This window comes from Rhodopirellula sp. UBA1907 (assembly GCF_002337565.1).
GTDB classification, from domain to species: Bacteria; Planctomycetota; Planctomycetia; order Pirellulales; family Pirellulaceae; genus Rhodopirellula; species Rhodopirellula europaea.
The window spans coordinates 20,659-45,028 of the sequence record NZ_DDGH01000060.1 but is presented as its reverse complement, the minus strand read 5'-3'; the positions used below and the strand labels follow the sequence as shown (position 1 = coordinate 45,028).

The 24,370-nt window shown below is 56.8% G+C and carries 16 protein-coding genes; 10 read left to right on the top strand and 6 right to left on the bottom strand.

The genetic code is table 11. The annotated features are described in order from the left end of the window. Both B2R17_RS13100 and B2R17_RS13095 read left to right on the top strand, forming a co-directional pair. Positions 1-2,301, top strand: a 2,301-nt coding sequence (locus tag B2R17_RS13100) for a PSD1 and planctomycete cytochrome C domain-containing protein (RefSeq protein WP_286764330.1), incomplete at its 5' end; no start/stop codon positions are given. Beyond that, positions 2,291-3,748 carry a DUF1501 domain-containing protein gene (locus tag B2R17_RS13095; protein ID WP_037253203.1) on the top strand — a complete coding sequence of 486 codons (1,458 nt, stop codon included), beginning with the start codon at positions 2,291-2,293 and terminating at the stop codon, positions 3,746-3,748. The genes B2R17_RS13100 and B2R17_RS13095, both read left to right, overlap by 11 nt. Positions 3,749-4,082: 334 nt before the next feature. On the opposite strand, the gene B2R17_RS13090 is transcribed toward B2R17_RS13095, so the two are convergent. Together B2R17_RS13090 and B2R17_RS13085 are read right to left on the bottom strand one after the other, a co-directional pair. After that, a complete protein-coding gene (locus B2R17_RS13090) occupies positions 4,083-4,706 on the bottom strand; it encodes a metallophosphoesterase family protein (RefSeq protein ID WP_286764329.1) in 624 nt (207 codons plus the stop codon). A 176-nt stretch (positions 4,707-4,882) separates the two neighbouring features. Beyond that, complete coding sequence (locus B2R17_RS13085; RefSeq protein WP_339887115.1) at positions 4,883-6,721, bottom strand: TIGR03960 family B12-binding radical SAM protein; 1,839 nt, start codon at positions 6,719-6,721, stop codon at positions 4,883-4,885. A gap of 179 nt (positions 6,722-6,900) precedes the next feature. Here B2R17_RS13085 and nirD point away from each other — a divergent pair, with 179 nt between their 5' ends. The 8 genes from nirD (at position 6,901) to B2R17_RS13045 (ending at position 18,810) form a co-directional block, all read left to right on the top strand. Then, positions 6,901-7,221 (top strand): nitrite reductase small subunit NirD, encoded by a 321-nt coding sequence (gene nirD, locus B2R17_RS13080; RefSeq protein WP_008654473.1) that lies wholly within the window; start codon positions 6,901-6,903, stop codon positions 7,219-7,221. Positions 7,222-7,293: 72 nt separating this feature from the next. Continuing rightward, positions 7,294-10,206 carry a PD-(D/E)XK nuclease family protein gene (locus tag B2R17_RS13075; protein ID WP_286764327.1) on the top strand — a complete coding sequence of 971 codons (2,913 nt, stop codon included), beginning with the start codon at positions 7,294-7,296 and terminating at the stop codon, positions 10,204-10,206. Continuing rightward, positions 10,203-12,974, top strand: a complete 2,772-nt coding sequence (locus tag B2R17_RS13070; protein WP_286764326.1) for a UvrD-helicase domain-containing protein — start codon at positions 10,203-10,205, stop codon at positions 12,972-12,974. Before B2R17_RS13075 ends, B2R17_RS13070 begins: the two co-directional genes overlap by 4 nt. A gap of 400 nt (positions 12,975-13,374) precedes the next feature. Further along, positions 13,375-14,019, top strand: a complete 645-nt coding sequence (locus B2R17_RS13065) for a hypothetical protein (RefSeq protein WP_236616035.1) — start codon at positions 13,375-13,377, stop codon at positions 14,017-14,019. A gap of 390 nt (positions 14,020-14,409) precedes the next feature. Further along, the gene (locus tag B2R17_RS13060; RefSeq protein WP_286764325.1) at positions 14,410-15,489 is read left to right on the top strand and encodes a DUF1559 domain-containing protein; all 1,080 of its coding nucleotides are present in this window, start codon (positions 14,410-14,412) and stop codon (positions 15,487-15,489) included. 231 nt (positions 15,490-15,720) lie between these two features. Further along, positions 15,721-16,530 carry a DUF4198 domain-containing protein gene (locus B2R17_RS13055; protein WP_286764324.1) on the top strand — a complete coding sequence of 270 codons (810 nt, stop codon included), beginning with the start codon at positions 15,721-15,723 and terminating at the stop codon, positions 16,528-16,530. A 258-nt stretch (positions 16,531-16,788) separates the two neighbouring features. Continuing rightward, complete coding sequence (locus tag B2R17_RS13050) at positions 16,789-17,352, top strand: flavodoxin family protein (protein ID WP_286764323.1); 564 nt, start codon at positions 16,789-16,791, stop codon at positions 17,350-17,352. A gap of 87 nt (positions 17,353-17,439) precedes the next feature. Further along, positions 17,440-18,810: a Gfo/Idh/MocA family oxidoreductase gene (locus B2R17_RS13045; RefSeq protein WP_286764322.1), complete on the top strand. Its 1,371-nt coding sequence runs from the start codon at positions 17,440-17,442 to the stop codon at positions 18,808-18,810. Positions 18,811-18,914: 104 nt separating this feature from the next. Here B2R17_RS13045 and B2R17_RS13040 read toward each other — a convergent pair whose 3' ends face one another. The 4 genes from B2R17_RS13040 to B2R17_RS13025 form a co-directional block, all read right to left on the bottom strand. Continuing rightward, entirely contained in the window at positions 18,915-20,381 is a 1,467-nt protein-coding gene (locus B2R17_RS13040; protein WP_286764321.1) for a sulfatase, read from the bottom strand. A 166-nt stretch (positions 20,382-20,547) separates the two neighbouring features. Further along, positions 20,548-21,885 (bottom strand): PQQ-binding-like beta-propeller repeat protein, encoded by a 1,338-nt coding sequence (locus B2R17_RS13035; RefSeq protein ID WP_286764320.1) that lies wholly within the window; start codon positions 21,883-21,885, stop codon positions 20,548-20,550. A 19-nt stretch (positions 21,886-21,904) separates the two neighbouring features. After that, a complete protein-coding gene (locus tag B2R17_RS13030; RefSeq protein WP_286764319.1) occupies positions 21,905-23,575 on the bottom strand; it encodes a sulfatase family protein in 1,671 nt (556 codons plus the stop codon). A gap of 231 nt (positions 23,576-23,806) precedes the next feature. Next, on the bottom strand, positions 23,807-24,370 hold a 564-nt coding region (locus tag B2R17_RS13025; protein ID WP_286764318.1), incomplete at its 5' end, for a hypothetical protein.

Below are 24,370 nucleotides of genomic sequence, written 5' to 3'. Positions count from 1 at the left end.
GTTCGTCCGACGCTGATCAAACACTGCATCCAGTGCCACGGCGAAACCGAACAAGAGGGCGGTCTGAAACTGACATCGCTGGACGCGCTACTGGAAGGCGGTGACTCCGGCCCCGCGATCGTTCCTGGCAACACGGACGACAGTTTGATCCTAGAAGCGTTGCGGTTCGAGTCGTTCGAAATGCCTCCCGCTGGCCAATTGGATGTTCCAGTCGTCGACGGCTTTGCCAGCTGGATCACCGCCGGAGCATCATGGCCGGAAGATCTTGTTCTCACCCCGATGCCGATCATCACCGAGGATGACCGAGACTGGTGGTGTTACCAACCGATCGCGGATCCAGCCGTCCCGGACGTTGATGATGACAGCTGGTGCCGAAATGAGATCGACCGATTTGTTCTCGATCGTTTGAAGCAAAAGAACTTGCGTCCCGCGGATGAAGCCTCCGCGTCGCAGTTAACCCGACGTTTGCATTTCGCACTGACCGGGCTGCCACCAACTTGCCCGCCTCCAACCAGCAACCAACACGACGCCGCCACACCTGACGACTGGTACGAGGCACAACTCGATGAATTGCTGAGCAGTCCCGCATACGGTGAGCACCAAGCTCGCTATTGGTTGGACTTGGTTCGCTATGCGGACTCGGATGGTTACAACGCCGACCATGCCCGGCCCCACGCTCACCTCTATCGTGACTATGTCATCCGGTCGTTCAACGACGACAAACCCTACGATCGCTTTGTGTGCGAGCAGCTGGCCGGTGACGAAATCGATCCGGGCAATCGTGATGCTTTGATCGGAACGATGTATCTGCGGCATTGGATCTACGAATGGAACCAGCGTGACGTGGAAGGCCAATGGCAAGAAATCATCAGCGACATCACAGAGACCACCGCCGACGTTTTCTTGGCTCAAGGTTTGAAGTGTGCTCGATGCCACGACCACAAATTCGATCCACTGTTGCAGCGTGACTTCTTCGCTCTCAAAGCCTTCTTCACACCGCTGCTACCTCGCGAAGACTTCCCCGTCGCCGACGTAGCAACTCGTGAGGAGCACTATCAACAACTTAAGAAGTGGGAAGCGGCGACCGAATCCATTCGCAAGCGATTGCATGAAATCGAAACTCCCGCATTGCTCGCTCATGCAACTCGCGAGGGTGTTGACAAGTTCACCGAAGAAATTCAATCGATGATCGCCTGCCGACGCTGCGATCGATCCGAATACGAACATCAAATCGCTTCGCTGGCGTCCAACCAATTCGACCTTCACCCCGACAAGTTGCCTGAGTACCTCGACAGTGAGACGGAAACCGAACGTCAGCATCTTCGCAAACAACTGGCTCAGTTTGACCATCTAAAACCCAAACCGCTTCCGACGCTGCCCTTCGTTGCTGGTGACGTCGGCCCTCATTCGCCACCAACACTCATTCCCGACCAAGACACTTCGCCGATCGATCCGGGATACCCAACGATCTTGGATCCGGAACCAGCTCAAATCGTCGAGATCCCCGAGGTCCTGCAATCAACCGGCCGTCGATCGACGCTGGCCAAATGGATCACCGATCCTGCCAACCCACTGACTGCTCGCGTGATCGTGAACCGAGTCTGGCAGCAACACTTTGGCCGCGGGCTCGCTGAAACGGCCAGCGACTTCGGACGTCTCGGCACACCACCGTCACATCCCGAACTGCTTGATTGGTTGGCGACTCGATTCATGGAGGATGGATGGAGCCTCAAGAAACTGCATCGACGGATCCTGATGTCGGCCACCTACCGACAATCATCGACGCGCCCGATGGACGAACAGATCGCCGAGGTGGACCCTCAGAACGTTTGGCTTTGGCGCATGAATCCTCGCCGTTTGTCGGGCGAAGAAATCCATGATGCGATGTTGGTGGCAAGCGGAGAAATGGCGACGGACAAACGAGCGATCTACAAGAACGTCAAACGCAACAAGCTCGATCCGTTGCTCGCTGCGTTCGACTTCCCCGATCGAGTTCGCAGCCAAGGCAAACGCCATCGGACCACGACGTCTCCGCAGGCTCTGCTGTTGATGAACAACAGTTGGATGCACAACCGCGCCGAGCGATTGGCCAAAGAATTCGCGGAGGACTCAGTCGACGAATTGGTCGATCAAGTTCACCCTCGTTTGTTCCATCGATCCGCGACTGAGTGGGATCGTGAACGTGCCGCCGGATTCATCTCAGCCTATCCATCCGAATCCGTTGACGCGAACGATCAAGAAGCGAAGACCGCTCTCCTGCATGCCTACCTTTGTTCCAGCGAGATGATTTATGTCGATTGAAACATCCGCCTCTTCCAACGGCTTCTCACCACGACTTTCGTCGCGCAGAGAAATGCTGCTGCAATGTGGTGGCGGCTTTGGTTCGCTGGCTTTGGCAGGCCTGCTGCAAGACACCGCGTCGGCAGGCCCATCGTCAGAGGCTCCCTCGCCGCTAGCATCGAAACTGGTTCATCATCCAGCCAAAGCCAAAAGCGTGATCTTTCTGTTCATGGATGGCGGTCCCAGCCACCTGGACACGTTTGATCCGAAACCTGATTTGGAACGGTTGGCGGGCAAACCAATCCCAGAGAGCTTCGGTCGTGTGTTAACGGCCATGGGAGAATTCGATTCACCGATCATGCCGACGCAGCGAAAGTGGGCCCAACACGGCGAAGGCGGACTTTGGATCTCGGATTGGCTGCCGCACACCGCGAAGATGGCGGACGAGTTGGCAGTCATCCGTTCTTGCTGGACCAACGGCATCAACCACTCGGGCGGCATCTGCCAAATGAACACGGGCAGCCAGTTCGCCGGCCGTCCTTCTTTGGGCAGTTGGGTCACCTATGGAATGGGCACAGAAAACGAAAACCTGCCCGCCTTTGTGGTCATGCAAGAAGGCAAGGGCCGTGTGATCAATGGAGCTCGTAACTGGGGTGCCGGCTTCATGCCCGCGATCTATCAGGGCACCACGATGCAGCGTACCGGATCGCCATTCACGAACTTGGATCGCCCCAAACATGTCGCTGGTCCCCAACAGCGGGCGGCACTCGACTTCCTGGCCGATTTGAATCAAGCCCACGCTGCCGAACGATCGGACAACAGCGAATTGGAAGCCCGCATTCGCAGCTTCGAACTCGCCTATCAAATGCAGTCCCATGCTCCCGACGCGGTGGATCTATCGCAAGAGACCGAGCAAACCAAATCAATGTACGGGCTCGATCAAAAGGAAACCGCCGACTACGGGCGGCAACTTTTGATGGCTCGTCGCTTGGTCGAACGAGGCGTCCGGTTCGTGCAGTGCTATCACGGTGCGGGAAGCAAGTGGGACGCCCATTCCAAGATCGAATCCAATCACACACGCATGTGCCGCGGAATGGACTTGCCCGTCGCGGGATTGATCCAAGACCTCAAGCAACGCGGACTGCTCGACCAAACGTTGATCGTTTGGGGCGGCGAATTTGGACGGACGCCGATGAGCGAAAAAGGTGACGGCCGCGACCACAACCCGACTGGTTTTTCAATGTGGATGGCCGGCGGCGGTGTGCAAGGCGGCCAAGCCTACGGCACCACCGACGATCTTGGCCTGCACGCCGTGGAAGATCGCTTGCACGTGCACGACATCCATTCCACGATCTTGCACTTGATGGGCATCGATCACAGAAAGCTCATTTACTTGCACAAGGGTCGCCCCGAACGCATCGACCAAAACGAAGGCCGAGCGTATACGAAGATCGTCAAACCAACCTAGAGAAATTTCGCGGCGTGGGGGAAGGATGGCGTTAAGCAAAAAGAGAAAACAGTTGTCCCCAACTGTTCCGACGGGCGACACAGAACCGCCTGGCAACGTCATCTCCAGACCAAACTCAACCGCGTTCGCGCAGTGCGTCTCGACAACACCACCCACTCACGCAAACGTTTGAGACAAACGTTCTACAATCTCAGAGTAGAACAGTTGTCCCCAACTGTTCCGTCAGGCAACTCTGGATCGCCTGGCAACGTCATCTCCAAGCCAAGCTGAAACACGTTCGCGCAGCGTGTCTCGACAACACCACCCGCCCACGCAAACGTTTGAGACAAACGTTCTACTCTGGGACATCCACAAAAACGCCACGCGGCCCGGCATTCAAAACCGGCGTTGAGCCCAATGTCACTTGGCGTTCCCAATCGCTATGGATGTGCCCGCAAACCGCGAACCGAGGCTTCTTCGCCAGGATTGTTTCGCGAATGCTTTGACTGCCGCGAATCTTGCCGGCGCTGTCGTGATCGACCGTATCCAATGCGGGTGAGTGCGTGATCAGGATCGCTCCCTCAGGACATCCCGCCAGCATTTCGGTCGCCTGCTCTTCGTCGAAGTCATAACTCCAATCGCCAAACGGAGTCACCGGGATCCCGCCGCCAACGCCCCAAACCGGGACGGAGCTTCCGTGAAGTTCGATCTCGCATCCTTCTCCGTGCAAGACAATCGCGGCCTGCCATTCCACCGTCGCATCTCGCAACTCTTCCACGGTCTCACCGTTGCCGGGAACCAGCACAGTGGGCTTGGTGATCGATTGCAGGATAGCCAGCGTGTCAGCCAAACCTTCGTGCCGGTTGGCGAAGTCCCCCGCACCGAGAACCAAGTCCGCTTGATCGGCTAGCCCCACCAATCGCTTCGCAGCTTCTTGGTCACGATGCAGGTCACTGAAACAAAGAACTCGAATGCTCATGCGCTAGTCTTGTTGGGAAAGATTGGAAGAAAGAGACAAAGCAAAATCACAACCCGCAGCGTTAGCAAGGACATCCCAAACAAGCACGTTGGCCTCACCGCTGAAGCGAGTGCCTTGCTGACGCTGCGGGTTATGACTTGCCGCGACACGTTGCAATCAATGAACGGTTCCAATTGCTAGGTCGCGTTGGCCATGTCGGTTAGTTGGATGGTCGCACGGCTTTGTTCTTTTTCGAGATACGTGCGTCCGAACTTCACGTTGACGTGATCCCAAGGGAGCTTGTCCATCATCTCGTACTTCTGATGCACCTGTTGATCGACGTCGATGCCAGCGTCCTCGATCGCTTGCCACCAACGTTCTGCGTCGAGGTGTTCGGTCCAACCATCCATGCGAGCCCCGCGTTCCCAGGCCAGCCGAATGGCCTTTCCAGTCCGGCGGTCGCCGCGACTGATCACGCCTTCTAACAAGCTCGTTTCAATGTCGTGACACTTGATGTTCACGCTACGAATCTTGCGGCGTTTCCAAAGGTAATCGTGTGCCCAGCGAAAATATTCGCGAGACTGCATTCCGTTCCATTGATACGGCGTGTGTGATTTCGGAACGAAGTTCGAAACGCTGGCCGTGACTCGCGCGTAGCGGCCGTTGACCTCTTTGCCAACCGTCGAAATCGTTTCGGCCAAGTCCACGATGCCGTCCAAATCGACTGGCCGTTCGCCCGGCAAACCACACATGAAATACAGCTTCACGCTTTCGAAACCGTTTTGGAAAGCCGCCCGGCATCCCTCGATCAAATCGCTGTTCTTGATCTTCTTGCGGATTTGTTGCCGCATGTCATCGCGAGCCACTTCGGGTGCCAACGTCAGCGATTTACGCCGTGTGCTCCCCAGCAATTCCGGCAGTGTTCGCAACTGGTCGTTGACTCGCAAACTCGGCACGCTGATGTTCACGTCCAGAGGCACGAAGACTTCATGCAACCGTTTCACCAGCTCGGCAAAGTGCGGGTAGTCACTGCTGGAGAGCGACAGAATGCTGATCTCGTTGAAGCCCGTGCTGCGATAACTTTCCAACGCCGCGTCGACGATCGTGTCGACCTCGCGAATTCGCAGCGGTCGTTTGATCACCGTGCTTTGGCAGAACCGGCACAGGTGCGGGCAGCCTCGCATGATCTCGATCGCGATTCGGTCGTGCACGCAGTTGACGTACGGCACAATGGGCTCGGTCGGCAACGGCATGCCATCCAAGTCACTGATCACGCTGGGTGCGATTGTCTCCGGCACGTCATCGCGAGTTCGAACGATCGATCCGATTCGATTGTTGTCAGAGTACTGTGGCTCGTAGAACCGAGGCACATAAGCAAACGGCAATTGCTGAGCCACGCGAGCCAAGGCGTCTTCGCGTTGCTTCCGGCCTTCTTCACCGGTCACGAATGTTCCGTCGGGCAAGCGGGCCTCTTCACGAAGGCTGATCCACAACTCGCAAACCTCTGGCAGCGCCGGTTCGCCGTCGCCGGTCACCATCACATCGAAGACGTCGGCCATCGGCTCCGGGTTTTGGCAACATGGTCCTCCCGCAACCAACAACGGATCCGCCATCGTCCGGTCAACGGCGTCGAGCGGTATCCCGCCGAGGTCAACCATCGTCAACACGTTCGGCGAGCTGATTTCGTACTGCAGCGACAATCCAATGACGTCAAACTCGTTCAGAGGCGTGAACGTTTCGAGCGTGTAGAGCGGCAGGTTGTGCTCACGCAGTTTCGCTTCCATGTCCGGCCAAGGCATGAAGACTCGCTCGGCACACCAATCGTCTCGCCGATTGATCATCGAATACAGGACTTGCAGCCCGTGATGGCTCATCCCAATCGTGTACGCATCGGGGAATCCAACCGCGATTTTCCCGCGTAGTTTCCGATGGTCTTTGACGATGATGTTGCGTTCCCCGCCAACATACTGAGCCGGCGTTTGCACGTGAGGCAAAACGCGAGATTCGAGTTTTCGTCGGAGTTCGTGATGAATCATAAAATACTGGCACCAAAGACGGATCGAGTGGTCAAGCGACAACCGGATGTCCATTAAAGCGAATCCGGCCGCCGGAGTCATCCTCAGCCTCATTGGGGAATCGGCTGGCGTGGGATAAAACGGAGGATCAGAACGCTGAGCGGCGAGAACGCAGTCCATATCTAACAAAGAACGAAAAAATGAGCGAATACGAGAGCGTCGGCAAGGTTTCCGATTTCGAAGACAACGTGGGCAAAGCGGTGCCCGTCGACGGCCGAATGGTCGCAGTTTTTCGCAAAGGCGACGAATGGTACGCGATTGACGATTTGTGCCCTCACATGGGTGCGTCCTTGGCCGAAGGTCACGTCGAAGACCACTCGGTGACTTGCCCCTGGCACGCTTGGCGATTCTGCATCAAAGACGGCACCTGGGAAGACAACCCGCGAACCAAGGTCGACTGTTTCGATGTCAAAGTCGAAAACGACGAAGTTTGGGTGCGAGAAAAACCGGACGTGGAATAGCAACGCGTTTCCCTCGCATTTGACGCCTGCGTTCTCTGCTCGCCCCCACCGCGAATCCACAATTCAAAACGAATGACGCAAACAATCTTTCTGGGATGGAACCAACCGCTGCTGGTCTCGAGCTTGCAGTGGCTGAAAGAAACCAACGGGCCGAAAACCAAAACCAAAGGCGACTGGAATCTGTCGCACTTGGATTTGGTGTTCCCCTCTCGCCGCGCGATCGACCGCATGAAGGAGCTTCTGCTTGCCGAGGCCAACGCGGCGAAGCAAACCGTGGATCTCCCGCTAATGCTGACGGTCGGCGACCTGCCCTCCAGGTTGTATGAATCCGACGCGGCGGCATTGGACTTCGAACAAACGTTGGCCTGGGCACGAGTCCTCGCCGCGGCCAACCAAGATGACTTGAGCGTTTTGATTTCCAGCCCGCCCGCACCCGATGCCGCCGACGCTTGGTTGGAACTGGGTGGCACGATGCGGCGACTGCACAATTCCATCGCGGCCGAAGGCTTGACCTACGCCGACGTCTTAGCAATGTGCGACTCAGCCGGCGAGCGTCGTCGTTGGCAATTCTTTGTCGACTTGATGAAGGCCTACTTGGCGGAACTCGCCGCGGCGGGAAAAGCCGATTCTAACGAAGCCCAACTTGACGCAATTCGCGACAACGCTTGCCGCGCGACTCGGCCGTTGGTGCTGATCGGGACCACCGACATTTCCAAACTGCTGGTCTCGATGTTGGGCCAAGTCGAATCGTCCAAGAACTCGGCTGCGATCACGGCTTTGGTGGCAGCTCCCGACACCCACGCGAAACGATTCGATTCGTTTGGAAACTTGAACGCCGGACGTTGGCAATCTCATTGCTTGCCTTTGCAAGACGGCCAACTGATTCCCGCCGGGGACATCTCGGATCAGACCGCTGCGGTGATGGAAACGCTGTCGGAACTGGGCCAGAAATACCGCATCGACCAAATCACGATCGGCGTCACCGACGAATCGCAAGTCGAACCGATTGAGAACCGCTGTGATTTGTTGGGCGTCGCGACGCATCGTCACTTAGGACACCGCGTCGGTCAAACCGCTGTCGGGCGTTTGATGCACTTGATCGTCACCTATCTGCAAAGACGGACTTGGCGATCGCTGGCCGCACTTGTCCGTCACGCTGACGTGACTCGATATGTCAGTGAGCGTTGCCCTGACCATCCCGAATCGGAAATGTGGCTGCGGGAGCTCGATCAACTTCTCTCGTCCGCCTTTCCCCGGTCAGTCGACGAGCCCCTTCCTGAGGAAGTCCAGCAAACCAAAACCGCCAACCAAATTCGCAATGTTTTGGATCAGTGGTTGTCGCCGCTGATTGAAAACACCGAACCACAGCCGATTCGGCAATGGAGCGAAACACTTCAAGCGATCTTGCTCGAGCTGCATGGCGAATCCGCTCAGTCGCTGCTGCCGGTGGATCCCGATGCCGCCGAAGAGTCGGAAGAATCGGAGTCCGACGCTTCGATTTTCAGAACCCAGCAAGCCCTGCGTGCCGTTTTCCGATTACTGCACCGATTCGCTGACCTCAGTCCGTCGCTCGATGAGCCGGTCGAAGGTTCCGTTGCCGTTGAGATGCTCGCGTCACGCATGAGCGAAGTGCGTTGGGTCGACGATCCCTCCCCCACCGAAATTGAATTGCTGGGATGGTTGGACCTTGCTCTCGATGATTCACCAGCCCTCGTGGTTTGCGGATTGAATCATCCCTTCGTTCCCGAAGCCCAATCAGGCGACCCGTTCTTGCCGCAATCGCTGCGATCGACACTGCATCAATCCGCCAACGATCGCCGCTACGCTCGCGACGTGCATGCGATGCAGCAATTGCTGACGTCTCGCGAAACGGTGCGTTTTCTCGTCGGTTCACACTCCGCCGACGGATCCCCCACACCGCCGTCGCGTTTGCTCGCCGCGGCGACGCCGGAAGAAGCAGCCAAGCGGGTTTGTGATTTGCTGACGGTTCCACGACCCAAGATCGAGATCGAACCGATCCAGCCACCTCCTGCGGTCAGCGTTGGTTCCCAAGCCTTCTTCGCTCCCCCGCCACCGGAACCCGGCCGGACAATCGATACGCTCAGTGTCACCGCATTCTCTGCCTACCTCGCTTGTCCTTACCGGTTCTACCTGCGACATGTTTTGAGGCTGCGACCGCTGGACGATTCGCCGTTGGAGTTGGCGGCCAACCAGTTTGGCGACCTTGTCCACGGTGCACTCGAAGAGTTCGGAAGAAGCGACTACGAGAACGAAACCGATCCCAAACGCATCGAAGAAGCATTGATTGAAGAGCTTCACCGGTACGCGAACAAACACTTTGGCGACAACACCTCCACGACGGTGAAGTTGCAAGTTCGCCAAGCCCAACGACGTCTGAAAACAGTCGCCCTTCGACAAGCCGAACGAGCCGCTGCGGGCTGGCAAATTCACGCGGTGGAAGACGCCGTCGATGAGAAAAAGATTCACCCCATCACCGGCAAACCCAAGAAGCCAACAGGCATCAAACTGGACGGCCAGTTCACGGGCCTGCGTGGGCGTTTTGACCGCATCGACTTTCATCCCGAGTCCGGGCGTTGGGCGATTCTCGACTACAAAACACACGGTCACAAACCGGAAAAGAAACACCTCAAAAAACTGCCCGATGGATCGACTCAGTGGGTGGACTTGCAATTACCGCTGTACCGTCGTTTCATTCCCGATCTCGGGATCGATGCCGACCCGGTGGACGTTGAACTGGGGTACTTCAACGTGGCCGAAAAAGACACGGAGACGCAAATCAACCTGGCCGAATTCACGCCCGCACAATTTGCCGCCGCAGACGAATTGATTCACCACTGCGTTCGCGAAATTCGTGCTTGTCACTTCGAGCCTAATCCCGACGGCGTCGAGTTTGACGACTATGAAATGCTGATGAATGAGAGCGTGTTCATTCCCATGGACGACGACACGGAGGCCTTCGAATGAGCAACCCATCCGAACACCCATTGTTTGACGACAACCCGTTCTTCGACGAGGACGCCAATCCTTCAGAAGCCGAAGTGCTTCACGATGACAATCGCCTTCCCGAGGACGAATCGCTTCCCGATGAATTGGACTTTGTCGTTGATTCTCCGGCGACGCTCCAGGAAGCTTTCGAGCCAACGTTGGTGCGAGCCTCCGCGGGCACGGGCAAGACCTACCAACTGACCGCTCGGTTGCTGAAGATTCTGCTGACCGGTGCGCCACCAGAAACGATCCTCGCGACCACGTTCACTCGCAAAGCCGCCGGTGAGATTCTCGAGCGAGTCTTGATCACGCTCGGCAAAGCCGCGATCGATCCGAGCGAAAAAGCGATCGCGGAATTGCGACAACAAGTCGGCATCGAAGGCTTGCCGCGTCACGTCTGCGGGCAATTGTTTCATCGCTTGCTGCGGAACATCCACCGCCTGCGCGTTTGCACGCTGGACAGTCTGTTCTCGCAGCTTGCCCGTGCACTGCCGTTCGAATTGGACTTGCCGCCGGGTTGGCGTTTGACCGACGAGGTCGAAGAAATCTGGTTGCGACAAGTCGCGATTGGAAACCTGATCGAATCCCTGCAACCGGCCGAAACCGAGACGCTGATCTCCATGCTCAGCCGCGGCGATGTCAAACGCAACATCGCTCGCGAATTGATCGATGTGGTGGAGAACACGTACAACTTGGCTCGCCAAGCCGACGTCGAACGCTGGGACCAATTGAAGGTTCCTGAACTGCCTGAGTCCGCCGACATCACACGCACGGCAGGCATGCTTCGATCGGCCGAGGTCCCGCAAAAGTCGCTCGTCAAAGCCCTCGAGTCCGCAGCCGACAGCCTCGAAATTCGCGAATTTGGTCCGCTGGTGGAAGCCACGCTGACCAAGAACATCGCCAAAGCACGTTTGCATGGTGAAGAAGTCAAATTTGGACGCAGCAAGTTCCCGCCGGGCTTGGATCCGGAGTTCGACTTGATCTACGAAGTTGCTCGGCATGAATCGCTGTCTTTGCTGCGGGCTCAGAACCACGCCACCGGCACCTTGGTCGACCACTACGACACGTTGATTCAATTGGTCAAGCAAGCCCAAAGGGCACTCGCGTTTGATGACATCGCAGTTCGCTTGGCTGGTGTTTTCACACAGCTTGACAACCACACGCTGCAAGACCGACTCGACGCTTCCATCGATCACTTGTTGCTCGATGAGTTCCAAGACACCTCGCCGGTGCAGTGGCAAGTCCTTCGATTACTGGCTCAATCGGTCACCGGTGAATCGACCGACTCGTCGTCCAATGTCTTGGATCCAAAACGTTCGAAATCGTTCTTCTGCGTTGGCGATACCAAGCAAGCCATCTACGGTTGGCGCGGCGGCGTGGCCGAGATCTTTGATGCTGTCGACAAACAAATCCCAGGCATCATTTCCAAGCAGCAAGACGAAAGCTATCGCAGCAGCAGCGTGGTGCTCGACGCAGTCACGGACGCGTTTCAACATTTGCCTCGTCACCCAATGGCCGAGGGAACGGATCCGCCCAACCCCGCCGACAAGGCGACTTACGAAGCCAAGGCACTCAAGCGATTCGCCAAGCGTTTTCCTAAGCACACCGCTGCGAGAAAACTGCCGGGCTACGTTCAGTTCCGAACCGCGGAATTGAACCTGCAACCACCCGCAGACTCCGACGCCAAGACGAAGAGCAAACCGTCCGCGGCTGAGATCCAAAAGGGATTGCTGGATGACGTTGCCAAACAAATTGCCGAGCTGCACCACCAATCACCGCACCTGACAATCGGTGTGCTGACTCGCACCAACAGCACCGTCGGTGCACTGATCAATCGCCTGGAACACCTCGATGTCAACGTCAGTGCCGAGGGCGGAAACCCGCTGGTCGATTCCGTCGCCGTGCGTTGGATTCTGTCCGCGCTGATGATGTGCGAACATCCCGGCGACGGTCGCTGGCGTTTGCATGTGGCGAGCAGCCCGCTCCAGTTTGTCTTGCCGCTGTCGGACAGTGATGGCAAAGGCGAAGCCGCCGATCAGCTTCGCGCACGAATCGAGGACCAGGGTCTCGCCAAAACGATCCTGTTGCTTGCGAAAGCTTTGATGCCTCACTGCGACAGCCGTGAGAACGTGCGATTGGAACAACTGATCGAATTGGCAACGCTCTACCAACACACCGCGGACAGTCGCCTGCGTGACTTCGTCGAACTGGTGCATGAAAAGCGTGTCCAGCGTCCGCGTGCGGCGGTCGTTCGAGTGATGACGGTTCACCAATCCAAAGGGTTGGAATTTGACGCCGTCTTCTTACCCGAGATCCACAAAGCGTTGCTGGGCCAGTCACCACAATGCTTGGCGGACATCCCAGAGATTGGCCAACCCGCACGCGGGCTCAGTCGGTCCGTCGGCGAGGCCCAATGGCACTTCCTTCCCAAACGCTGGCAAGCCGTGTTTGGCGGCTCCGTTGCTTCCCGTTTGACGGAAGCCATGTGCCTGCTCTACGTCGCCATGACACGAGCTCGGCAAGGTTTGTACTTGGTGATTCCGCCCGCCGGAAAGAAAGACTTCAACAACAAAACCTCCGCCTCGCTGCTGTATCACGCGTGGAAGTGCGAAGCCGACCCAACCGCCGAAGACGAGGTGTTGTTCGAAAGCGGCGAAGCGAATTGGTTTGGCGATTCGAAGATTGAACCGGTGGCCCCATCAACCGAAAAGGAAGACGTGCCAAGCCGCCGGTTGTCATTCGCGTGATTACCCAGAGTCACAACGTGCAAACCAATGCCGGCCCCATCCGGGGCGATGGTCCTATGGGCCGCCAACGATTCTCGGGGCTGACACCCCGAGCTACTAACGCGGACTCCTCCGGAGCCATCCACGAAATCGCCCCGGACGGGGCCGGCGTAAATCGGCCAACTCGGTCGTGGTGAAAGATCGTTTGGCGATGCCATCGTGCGGCAGGTCGCCGCATTGGATTCTGGACGTTGGTGATTGCCCCAAAGGCAGGGCTTGTTTACCATTCTCAGCGTGAGGAGCGAGCCAGATTTGGCACGCAGTCAGGCATCGACCCGTTTTGTTTTTCTTTCGACAGTTCCGATCTTCCCTGCTACGACGCGCCGTCAGCTTGACGCTGCTGTTGGTGCTGGGATGTGGCATGGTCGGATTGCCCCTCACCGCACCTCGGCCCGAAAAAGGGGGCCGATTCCCCTGCGAATCTTGCCCGTGCGGTTGCTCCTCCGCCGATTACTGCTGGGACAAATGCTGCTGCCATACTGACTTAGAGAAATTGCAGTGGGCGGCCGAAAACAACGTCACGCCGCCCGCCTTCCTGGTCGCTCGCGTGGATGAAATGCTCCACCAAATCGCGGACGCCCCAACGCAAGTCACTGCATCAAGCTGTGTCGCCGGTGGTTGCTGCGGCCCCGATTCATCGGGTCCGCCCCCAGGATTCGCCGCGATGATGCTTCAGCGTTCCGCTACTTGCCAATCCACATCTTGCCAATCCGCTGACGCCTCCACTTGCTCGTCATCCAACCCCAAAACGGCGTCCTGCTGCGGCGGCACGAGTTGCGATGAACCTGCCTCCTCATCCGCCTCCGATTCAATTCGTTTGGTTCGCTTGGAAGACGCTGCGAAATGCCACGGCATCGACATTGTCTGGAGCATGTTCTCCAGCGTCATTGTGGACTTCCAAACCTTCGAGCTGAACCTTTCTCCTCCGCCACTGCTGTTCCGCTTGCGTCTGTACGACGAACAAGCGTCGGTGGTGAGCCTCTGCCCCGAACCGCCGGTTCCCTAACCGACGATCTCGAACGCGACCTATCGTTCCACCGGAACGTTCGGGCGCGTGAATCCTGTTCGCATTGCAATCCGGTTCGTTGCTGCGCTCACAGTGCTGTCGCTGAAGAAGCGATTGGGCTGGCGCAGAAATCACCGCTGCCGCGTTGGTGGTTGAAGGCTCGCTCCTCACACCAGTGTTGTCTTCGTCCCTGACGCGGGAGCGTCCTTGCATTGCAGAGGACGACTGACTCGACGTCGGAATGCACCGATTCGAAATGACCTTCGAACGCCACCCCACTTTCGAATGAACTGAGCTTCAAAACGGCTCGGTTGGTTCCACGGGGAAGGTGCGCGCACCGATCCATCCACCCAACAACGACTCACCCCAATACGAAATCATTCATCTCCCATGAACATCTCTCGACACAATTCACCGCAACGCGGTTTCACTTTGGTGGAATTGCTGGTTGTGATCGCCATCATCGGCGTCCTGGTTGGGCTGCTGCTTCCTGCGGTCCAGTCCGCTCGCGAGGCCGCCCGTCGCATGCAGTGCAGCAACAACCTGAAACAGATCACGCTCGCGATGCACAACTACGAAAGCACCCACCGAAAAATCCCCGCCAACTACACGAATGGAACCAGCACCGCGGGCAACTTTTCGGTCTTCGCTCAGATGGCTCCATTCTACGAGCAAGGCAACATGCTCGACATGATCCACTTTGACCGGTCGCTGCACGTGGGTTGCTGCCCAGGGCAACTCGTCACGCCACACGACACCGCAGCCAAGACTGCAATGCCGATGCTGACCTGCCCCAGCGAAGACCATGATCGAACGTACTTCGTCACCACGCTCTCAGGAAGCGGCCCAACCCAGGCTTACTCCGCCACGAACTATGGCATGAACTTTGGCACCGGCGTCGGGACGCTGTATGACTCGCGGAGAACGACCGATGGCATTCTATGGATCAACTCCAACGTCGGTTTCGAATCAATCCTCGACGGCCTGAGCAACACGGCAGCTTTCGCAGAACACTTGCTGGGTCTGTCGGAACAATCCCCAGCCGAGCCCACCGAACCGCATCTACGAAAACGAGTGATGATGAATGTGACCTGTGCTTTCATCAGTCGCTCGATGCCGCCCACCACACCAGGGTTCACCGGATTCTTCCTTCCGGAAAATCCCAATGAAATGGAAGCCTATGTTCGCGGAAGCGGACTGCATCGCGGCTGGGCTGGACATCGCGGCGCGGGATGGATCAACGGTCGCGAATATTGGACTGGCTATTCCCACTATCACCCACCGCAAAGCCTGATCCCCGACATGGGCAGTTGTGGCTGGGGCGTCTTCGGCACCCGCAGCAATCACCCTGGCGGTGTTCACGTTGCTCGTTGCGACGGCAGCGTTGGCTTCATCACTGAAAGCGTCGACCTGGAAACATGGCGAGCTCTCGGCACTCGCAATGGCCGCGAAGTCTTGGAGGCATTCTGAGATGAGATTGCGAAAACCAAACCGCCGACATGAGTCCTCCAAAACCTATCCCTTTTGCGGCGTTTGCATGTTCGCTGTCCACGACATGGCAAGTTGCCCTTTGTCGCTCAACACGGCGAATGTGACGCCGACAATGAATCGATCAGCGACCTACATCGCGAAACGAATCGACCAAGTCACTGCAAACTTCCTTTTGACAACTCTGCATTCTCTTTCCACTTGCAACTGAATATGAACACAACTTTTCGAAACCTGACTTTCGCTTTGGCTCTTCTTCTCCCCACGATGGCATCCGCTCACGACACGTGGATCCAAACCAACTCACCAATCGTTCGCACCGGCGAAGTCGTGCACGTCGACCTGCGATTAGGCAATCACGGCAACCATCATCGCGACTTCAAGTTGGCCGGTTTGTTGACACTCGACTGGACGTCGATGGAACACATCGGCCCCGATGAAAAGCGTTCCGATTTGAAACCTCAACTCTTCACCTCCGCGTCGGCTGAAAAGCAAGGTTACTGGACGACGCCGGTCACGCTGACCCAGCCCGGAGTGCACCAGTTCGTTCAGAAACTTGATCGGGTGATGAACCATGGCAAATCGATCCGCAGCATTCGAACCGCGAAAAGCTATGTGCTGGCCAGCGATTCCCTGGATGCTCCCAAGATCGACGGTCACGCACACGAGACGCCCGCAGGCTTGCCATTTGAAATCGTTCTCAACACTTGCCCGTTCAGCGAAGTTGCCGCTGGTCAACCGATCACGGTCACGGTGCTGCATCACGGCAAACCGATTCAAGACGCCGTCGTCAGCTTCATCCCCGAGGGCGAGACGCTGCAAGGCGACCGAGACCCCAACTACGAATTCGCGACCGATGCATCCGGCCAAGCCACGTTCGTCCCCAAAATGGCGACACGCCACTTGATCGCGGCTCACCACACCGCGATCGACGAGAAGTCCGATGAGTTCGACTTCACGAGCTACGCCACGACCATCGTGCTTCCTGTCCCCAACCAACCGGTTGCGGTACTCGATCGCTGATCCTGCTTGGCTAGCTCCGTTGAAACGGCACAGCCTCCTAGAACAACTGCCCTCGTCGATGCTCCGGATCGCCCCGTCGGTCATCGGCCACAGGACTACTAGGAGAAATCAGGTTGCGTTAGACTACCACAACGCGGACCCAGCCCCCGCTGCGATTCCCCGCCGAGTTTCTCCTGCAATCAGCGGATTGTGCGGGGATGATTCGCGGCCGCACACGCTGGAAGCTCCCGCTTCTTCGAACCTTGTCTGCAATCGCAAATGCCCAAAGTCCTGATTCTCTACCATTCGAACACTCAAAATACGCACCGAATGGCGGAACTGGTCGCCGAGGGTGCTCGGCAACTCGATGGAGCCGATGTTCGGCTCAGGAACATCGACGACGCCGACTACACGGATTTGGATTGGTGCGACGGCATCGCGCTCGGTTCGCCAACGAATTACGGCACTCTGAGTTGGCAGATGAAACGTTGGTGGGACGAGCAACCCATAGAAAATTGGGGGAAACGCGACGGCAAGATTGGCTGCGTTTTCACATCGGCCGGTGCCTGGGGCGGCGGGCAAGAATGGACGTGCATGGCTCTGATGTCCATCCTGATCAACTACGGATTCCTGGTCTTTGGGCTGACCGATTACACCGGAATCAAGTTTTCCGCTCACTACGGCGCGATCTCCGCCGGCGGTCCGGACGAAGAACGAGTCCAAGAAGCGTGCCGCCGCCTCGGCCTGCGTTTGTCAGAATGGACAGCGAATATGATCGACGGTCAAAAAGAAGCTCACCCACTGAACCAAACTTACGAACGATTCAAAGATTTGGGCAAATAGCTTTTTCGCCCCCAATCGAACTCCTTTCCGACTAACTTTTTCAGTTCCCCTTCGACGATTTTGTCGCACTTTCCCACGAGGTTTCCAATGTCAGCCCGTCAAAAACTCAATCGGCGTCACTTCCTGCAAACCACTGGCGCTGCCACCGCAGCGGGCTACTTTGCAGGAACCAGCAGCCTCGGAAACGCACAAGAGTCGCCAAACGAACGCCCCGTGTTCGCGACCATCGGCCTTCGCAACCAAGGCTGGACGATCACCAACAAGTCGTTCAAGTACGCTGACTTCGCTGCGATGGCTGACGTCGATGCGAACGTCTTGGGCGAAAACATCGAGAAAGCAAAGAAAGCACAAGGCAAGGCACCCGAGGGCTACGCCGACTACCGCAAGTTGCTTGAGCGTAAAGACATCGACGCGGTCATGATTGCGGCACCCGATCACTGGCACACCAAGATCTCCGTCGAAGCCATGTTGGCTGGCAAAGACGTCTACTGCGAAAAGCCGCTGACGCTGACGATCGACGAAGGCAAGCTGATCGAAAAGATCGTCAAACAAACCGGACGCGTGTTCCAAGTCGGAACAATGCAGCGGACCGAAAACAACCAACGCTTCCTTCAAGCGATCGCGATGATCCGCGATGGACGAATTGGCGAGATTCGAAAGGTCACCTGCGGCATTGGTGGCGCGACCAATTCACCAGTGATCCCCGCCATTGATGTGCCCGAGGGACTGGACTGGGACTTCTGGCTCGGCCCAGCCCCTAAGGTTCCTTACCGGGCTTTGCCTGAGATGCGAAAGGGATACGGCGGCGGCGTGCCGCTTTACACCAATTGCCATTACGCCTGGCGGAACTGGTACGAGTATTCCGGTGGCCAAATGAATGACTGGGGTGCTCACCACGTCGACATCGCCACCTGGGCGTTAGGCGCCGATCAGTCAGGCCCCAGCAAGATCACGCCGGTTAGCTTCTCATTGCCCGTCGATTACAAAGATGGCCATCCAACCGTCAGCGATCAATACAACTCGCCGACCAAGTTCGAGATCCACGCCAACATGCCCGGCGACATCCCACTGGTCATCACCAGTGAGGGCGACAACGGGATCATGTTCGAAGGCACCAAGGGCCGGTTCTTCGTCAACCGTGGCAAGATCGTTGGAAAGCCAGTCGAAGATTTGGAATCCAACCCGCTGCCCGAAGACGCCATTGAAAATGTCTACGGTGGTCCCGTCGCGGCCAACCACACGGACAACTTCGTGCAAGCCATGCGTTCACGCAAACAACCGATCTCCGACGTTTGGACTCACAACCGAATGCTCGAGACATGTCACTTGGCCAACATTTCTATTCGCCTCGGTCGCGAATTGAACTGGGACCCAACCAAACGTGAAATCGTCGGCGACGACGAAGCCAATTCGTTCCTCTCGCGTGAAAGCCGCAAGGGATACGAAATCGATATGTAATCGATTCTCTGCCTCGATCAATCGAGCCGACTGAAGCAATCAAAATGCCGGACTGCCAATGTGCAGTTCGGCATTTTTTGTTCGGAAATCAACTCGATTGCGGACTAGGGTTTTGCCGCTTTGCGTTCGGCTTTCTGCATCGCTTTGGCTTCGCTTGCCGGGTCGTGGTTTGGATTGGGCTCTGTCGGCACCGCCGCACCGATTTGCTTTCGCCAAGCCACCAACTTGCTGTGCAACGCTTGCGTTTTGATTGGATTGGAGACTGCCAAGTTGCTCGATTCACCTGGGTCGGTCACCAGATCGTACAACTCCAAACCGCCGTCCTCGAAGTATTCGTGCAGCTTCCACCGACCGTCTCGAATGATGCTGCACGGGCGACTTCGGTAAAGCAAATCTCGTTGACCGTCTGTGACCGCGTAACTTTGCAAATAGGCGGGGAAGTGCCAATACAATTCGCGATCAGCCAGACTTCCATCCTGCTTGAGCAATGGCAGCAAACTCACACCATCAAGTGGCTGGTTCGCCGGAAGCTTGGCTCCGGTCATCTCGACAAAAGTCGGATACAAATCGGCTGCGATGATTGGAATCTCGCATTTCGTCCCCGCATCCACGACACCAGGCCAAGTCACAAAGAACGGTTCGCGAATTCCGCCTTCGTAGTAAGTGCCTTTGTAACCGCGCAGCGGTTTCATTGAGGTCGCCGGTCCGAAACCGCCATTGTCGCTGGTGAAGACGATCGCGGTGCTCTCTTCCAATCCAAGTTCCCGCAGCGTATCAACCATTCGCCCGACGCCCTCATCGACGCTCTCAATCATGGCCGCCATCACGGCGTGATCGTGCAACGTGCCGGGCTGCTTCGCCTTGTACCTGGCGACGAGATCCGGCTTGGCTTGCAAAGGCGTGTGAACCGCAAAGTGAGACAAATACAAAAACCAAGAACGCTCTTGGTTGTCCGTGATGAACCGAATGGCCTCATCCGTGAGTCGGTCCGTCAGGTACTCGTCATCGGTTGCGTCTTGCAATCCGGGCGCTTTGGGATGTGGCGGAAAGTATCCCTTCGGTGGACTGCCACTGTGGGTGCCTGCGACGTTGATATCAAAGCCATAGGGCAACGGATCGTCACTCAAATGCCACTTGCCAATGATGCCGGTTCGATACCCAGCTTCATGAACTTGATGAGCCCAAGTCCGAATGTCTGTTGACAGCACGTCAGTGCCGGGGATGTGCTTCAGCGTTCCGTGTTTCGGATTGCCACGACGCTCAGTTCCGACGTTGTAAATTTCGTGACGCGGCGAATACTGCCCCGATAGCAAACTGGCTCGCGCCGGTGCACAGTTCGCCGCACACGAATAGGCGTTCGTGAACACCATGCCTTGTTCGGCCAAAGCATCCAAGTTCGGCGTCTCATAGAAATCCGATCCCATGAAGCTGGCATCACGCCAACCGTAGTCATCCAAGTAAATGAATAAGACGTTGGGATGCTCTTTCGTTGGCGTTTCCGCGAAAGAGGATGGCGATAGCGCGATGGCAATCAAGAACGCCGGAAGAGCCCAGCTTAGGCGAGACATCATGTTCATGGATCGGGTCAAAAGAGCAGGGTGCAGAGCAAGGTAGGATGGCCACTCTTGGCCGTCAGAGTGGTGGATGTCGGCCAAAAGTGGCCAACCTACAATAAAATCACAATCCGATGCGTGAGCGAGGGACCGATCGTCGCTGCCGTGATCCCTGCTTCGAAACTCAAAGACTTTCCGTGATTCTAACCAATCGTTCTTTTCGCGAATCACCTTCGCCAAACCCAATTCGCAGCAGCAACGAGTCCGCCAGAACCGCGGGACTGGCGTAGCAATCCGATCCGAGACGATTCTTCGAAATCAGTTGATAGTCGTCACCGCTGGCAGAAAAAACGTAGTGGTTGCCAGACAGATCTGACACGTACACATTGCCTCCCGCCAGCACGGGCGATCCACTAAAATTGTTGCCCAAACGTTTTTTCCACTGAACGTTTCCATCTTCGTTTGACCAACACATCGCAACGCCGTTGTCGGTGACACCGAACAGACTGGTGCCGTCGGTTACCATCGATGGTTCATAGAGAGCCGTGCGGTCCGACCAAATTTCCTCGCCCGTCGCGGAGAAGCAGGCCGTTTGCTTGTCGGGGTAGCCACCCGAGGCAAAGATTCGATCACCCGCCGTCACGATCGTGCCGCAAGTCGCTTCGGCAATCGCGGAAGTCTCCCAACGTGGCTCGCCGGTCGCAGGATCATAGCTGGCGACACGGTCACCGCCGCTGATCAACAACTGATCCGTGCCACCGACGTTCGCGATCATGGGACTGGAATAACTGCTGGCATTGCCGCGAGCACGTCGCCAAGCGACTTCGCCAGATTCCAAGTCCAATGCCACCAAGTAACCACCCCCAAAGTTGTCCGCGGCGATGATTACAAAAGACTGATACAAAACGGGCGATGGAGCGTAACCGAACTTGGATCCAAACGCCCCCACATCGGTTTGCCAAACCACTTCGCCGCTCAAGTCCACTGCCGTGACGAAGATGCGTTCCTGGTTGAGGAACGCGGTCACGATCAACTCGCCATCGGAAGCGGGAGTGCCATTGGCGTTGGTGGCTTTGTTGTGAACTTCTCGAGCAGCCGGGAAGTTTCCTTCGTGGATCACTCGTCTCCACTTTTCGGCTCCCGATTCCAAGTCAAACGAGATCAGCATCTGTTGCTGCTTCGCATCGTCGGCCGTTCCCAGCACAACCTGATCACCGATCACGATCGGGCTGCTGTGACCGCGGCCAGGGATGTCGGCTTGCCAAGCAATGTTGGTGGACTCGTCCCAGGTTGTTGGCGGCGTGGCATCGTCGGCGTGCCCATCCATGCTGGGACCACGCCACTGCGACCAAGGCAAATCAACCGCAGGGGTTTCGCGAATTTGCAGTGCCACACCGCTGTCACTGATCGATACTTCATCGACCGGCGTGGACTTTCTACAAGCGGAGAATCCGAGGAACACGACAGCTAACCCGAATGTCCAACACCAGTGGCCGGACGGGCGTGACGACAATCGTTTCATCGGGACTTCTCCAGCGAGTTCATTTCTTGTTCTTCGCCTTGGCGGACTGCTTCTTTTTATTGCCAGGGCCAACCGGTTCCACAAACATACCCTGTTCGAACATCACCGGTTCGCTCATTCGAGGGTCGCCGGTCCGTTTCAGCTCGCCGATCAAACGATCGTTGAGTTGCTTTTCGGTTTCCGCGTGGTCGGAGTGCCCGGCAAGGTTGTTCAAACAGTCTGGGTCGGACTTCAGGTCATACATTTCGATACGAGGACGACGTCCCACCATGAACTGAAACGCTTCCGGGTACTTTTCGCGGTTCAACGCAACGAAAGCCTTGGTCGGACTCGCATCAAGGTCCGCATACGCCGCGAAAGTGTTTTCGCGCAGTGCTTCTTCCGAAGGAAATTCCTCGGCATCGATTTCGGGACCGTCACCCATCGGAGTTCGTTCGGGTTCGAAATTGATGATGTACAACCAATCGTCGGATTGAATAGCTCGCTGCGGATAAGGCGTTGCCCCTTCGCGAGCCGTTGCCACGTGGCGTTCTCGACCGGTGAAGACCGCGTCTCGCGAAGGATCTATGCGGCCTGATTTTTCGCTCGTCAAAAGCGGTGTGATCGGACGAGCGATCATGCTCGCGGGAGCTTCGACGCTGGCCACTTCCAAGAACGTCGTGGCCAATTCGGGCAAGGAAACAAAGTCCGTCACAACGCGGTTGGAATGTTCAATGCCACTTGGCCAACGGACTGCCAATGGCACATGCGTTCCAAAGTCATATAAATTGCACTTGCCGCGCGACACACCGGGAACCCCGTGGTCGCCGCTGACGACCAACAATGTGTCGTCGGCAATGCCGAGCCGCTGCAGTTCTTCGTCCAACACCACCAGTGCGGCATCAAACGCCATCGCCTCGCCCAGGTAGTCCGCAAAGTCTTCGCGAATTTCGGGCACATCGGGCAGGTAGGCGGGCAACTTGCCTTTCAAGTCATCGGGGTTGATGCCCCAGAGTTCATGTCCACTCTTGGCGATCCATTTTCGGTGAGTGTTGGTGGGTCCAAACCAATAGCAAATCGGTGAATCGCCATCGAGTTGTCCGTCGTTGTCAGCGTCCAAGAAATTTCGAATGTTCCGGCGAACTTCGTCAAACAGTTTCGCCTTCGCTGCGTCGCGGTCTTCGGCCTTCATCACAAACTGCGAGAAGTTATTGAACTTGGAGCCAGCTTTGTTGGATGCTGTTCGCGAACCACCGTACGGTGCGTTGCCGGGACGTCCGGGACTCCACACTTTGTAGGTGTGCCCAATCCGATATCCGGACTCTTCCAACAACAACGGGTAAGCCGGCAACGAAAAATCCCAGACCGCACCCAGCAGGATCGATGCCTTGTCGCATCGCCAAAACGGTTGGCCCGACATCAGCGAACTTCGGCAGGGCGTGCACGACGGCGCGCTCACAAACGCGTTGGTGAACAACACCCCGTCGCGTGCGATCGAATCAAACTTGGGAGTCGAGATCACTTCGTTGGCGGTGCCAGGGAAATGCTTTGCATAGGCACTCGCGTAACAGCCCCAATCGTCGGCGAACGCCATGACGATGTGCGGTCGTGACGTTTTCTGCTTGGACGTATCTGTTTCAGCGTGTGCCGGCGAGGCAACCAACAAGAACAAGGCAGCAAGCAACAAACGGGAACATTGCCGATGGAACATGGCATTCTCCGACGAAAGAGATCAGGTGGGATGACGGGGTGGGACCGAGACGGGTGGCAAGCAACGTGCCCGCCCGTCTCGATGAATTATCCTAGCCAACATCCAACGCGATCGCTGAACTTCGCACGAATTTGAGGCTCATTCGGCCGAAAAAACGTCGCCGTTGAGGACCCCTGACCGGAAGAGCCCGCGTGAATGTCAGAGCGGAGGCTTGTCCGTGGACAAGTGGGTTCAGCCGTCCCGACGTTCCAACATCTTGCGTTCTGCTTGGCGGCGATGAGACTCAACCATTTGTTTGAGAAGTTGCTCGACGGATTTCACATCCGGAATTCCAAGAAACCCGATCTCTTCGGAGTGGCTGGTGCCTTCCGAATCGGTCCATCGTTTCGCGTTGAAGATCACATCGCCCGATCCATCGGCGGATTGCTTCCGGTAAACAGTCCGAAGCTCACGAGGATGAAAACTGCGGATCGTCATCCGGAATCCTCCAACGAATGTGATCGCTCGTTGGTCGGTCAATAAATAAACGGTTTTGAAAGCGTTGCGATAGGTCCAGATTGGGGTCGCCAACATCGCAAAGCCAATCAAGACAAACGGAACTCCGAACAATGCGAAGAAGTCGACGCCGCGATCAAAATTCGGCACCTGGAATCCCAAAGCACTGGCAACCCAAAACAAAGAGAACGCCGTCCACACGACAGCGAACCCAAACGTCGCCGTTGAACCAGTGGTGAAGAATCGCGGCTTGGGCGTCTCAGCCCACAAAATCGTCTCATCGGGAAGAAGCTCTTCGCG

Bases quoted from the DNA above. Each gene is read 5' to 3' on its own strand.
- B2R17_RS13070 (WP_286764326.1), top strand. From the start codon at position 10,203: ATGAGCAACCCATCCGAACACCCATTGTTTGACGACAACCCGTTCTTC.
- B2R17_RS13090 (WP_286764329.1), bottom strand. From the start codon at position 4,706: ATGAGCATTCGAGTTCTTTGTTTCAGTGACCTGCATCGTGACCAAGAA.
- B2R17_RS13075 (WP_286764327.1), top strand. From the start codon at position 7,294: ATGACGCAAACAATCTTTCTGGGATGGAACCAACCGCTGCTGGTCTCG.
- B2R17_RS13030 (WP_286764319.1), bottom strand. From the start codon at position 23,575: ATGTTCCATCGGCAATGTTCCCGTTTGTTGCTTGCTGCCTTGTTCTTG.
- B2R17_RS13095 (WP_037253203.1), top strand. From the start codon at position 2,291: ATGTCGATTGAAACATCCGCCTCTTCCAACGGCTTCTCACCACGACTT.
- B2R17_RS13050 (WP_286764323.1), top strand. From the start codon at position 16,789: ATGCCCAAAGTCCTGATTCTCTACCATTCGAACACTCAAAATACGCAC.
- B2R17_RS13055 (WP_286764324.1), top strand. From the start codon at position 15,721: ATGAACACAACTTTTCGAAACCTGACTTTCGCTTTGGCTCTTCTTCTC.
- B2R17_RS13035 (WP_286764320.1), bottom strand. From the start codon at position 21,885: ATGAAACGATTGTCGTCACGCCCGTCCGGCCACTGGTGTTGGACATTC.
- B2R17_RS13060 (WP_286764325.1), top strand. From the start codon at position 14,410: ATGAACATCTCTCGACACAATTCACCGCAACGCGGTTTCACTTTGGTG.
- B2R17_RS13065 (WP_236616035.1), top strand. From the start codon at position 13,375: ATGGTCGGATTGCCCCTCACCGCACCTCGGCCCGAAAAAGGGGGCCGA.
- nirD (WP_008654473.1), top strand. From the start codon at position 6,901: ATGAGCGAATACGAGAGCGTCGGCAAGGTTTCCGATTTCGAAGACAAC.
- B2R17_RS13040 (WP_286764321.1), bottom strand. From the start codon at position 20,381: ATGATGTCTCGCCTAAGCTGGGCTCTTCCGGCGTTCTTGATTGCCATC.
- B2R17_RS13045 (WP_286764322.1), top strand. From the start codon at position 17,440: ATGTCAGCCCGTCAAAAACTCAATCGGCGTCACTTCCTGCAAACCACT.
- B2R17_RS13085 (WP_339887115.1), bottom strand. From the start codon at position 6,721: ATGATTCATCACGAACTCCGACGAAAACTCGAATCTCGCGTTTTGCCT.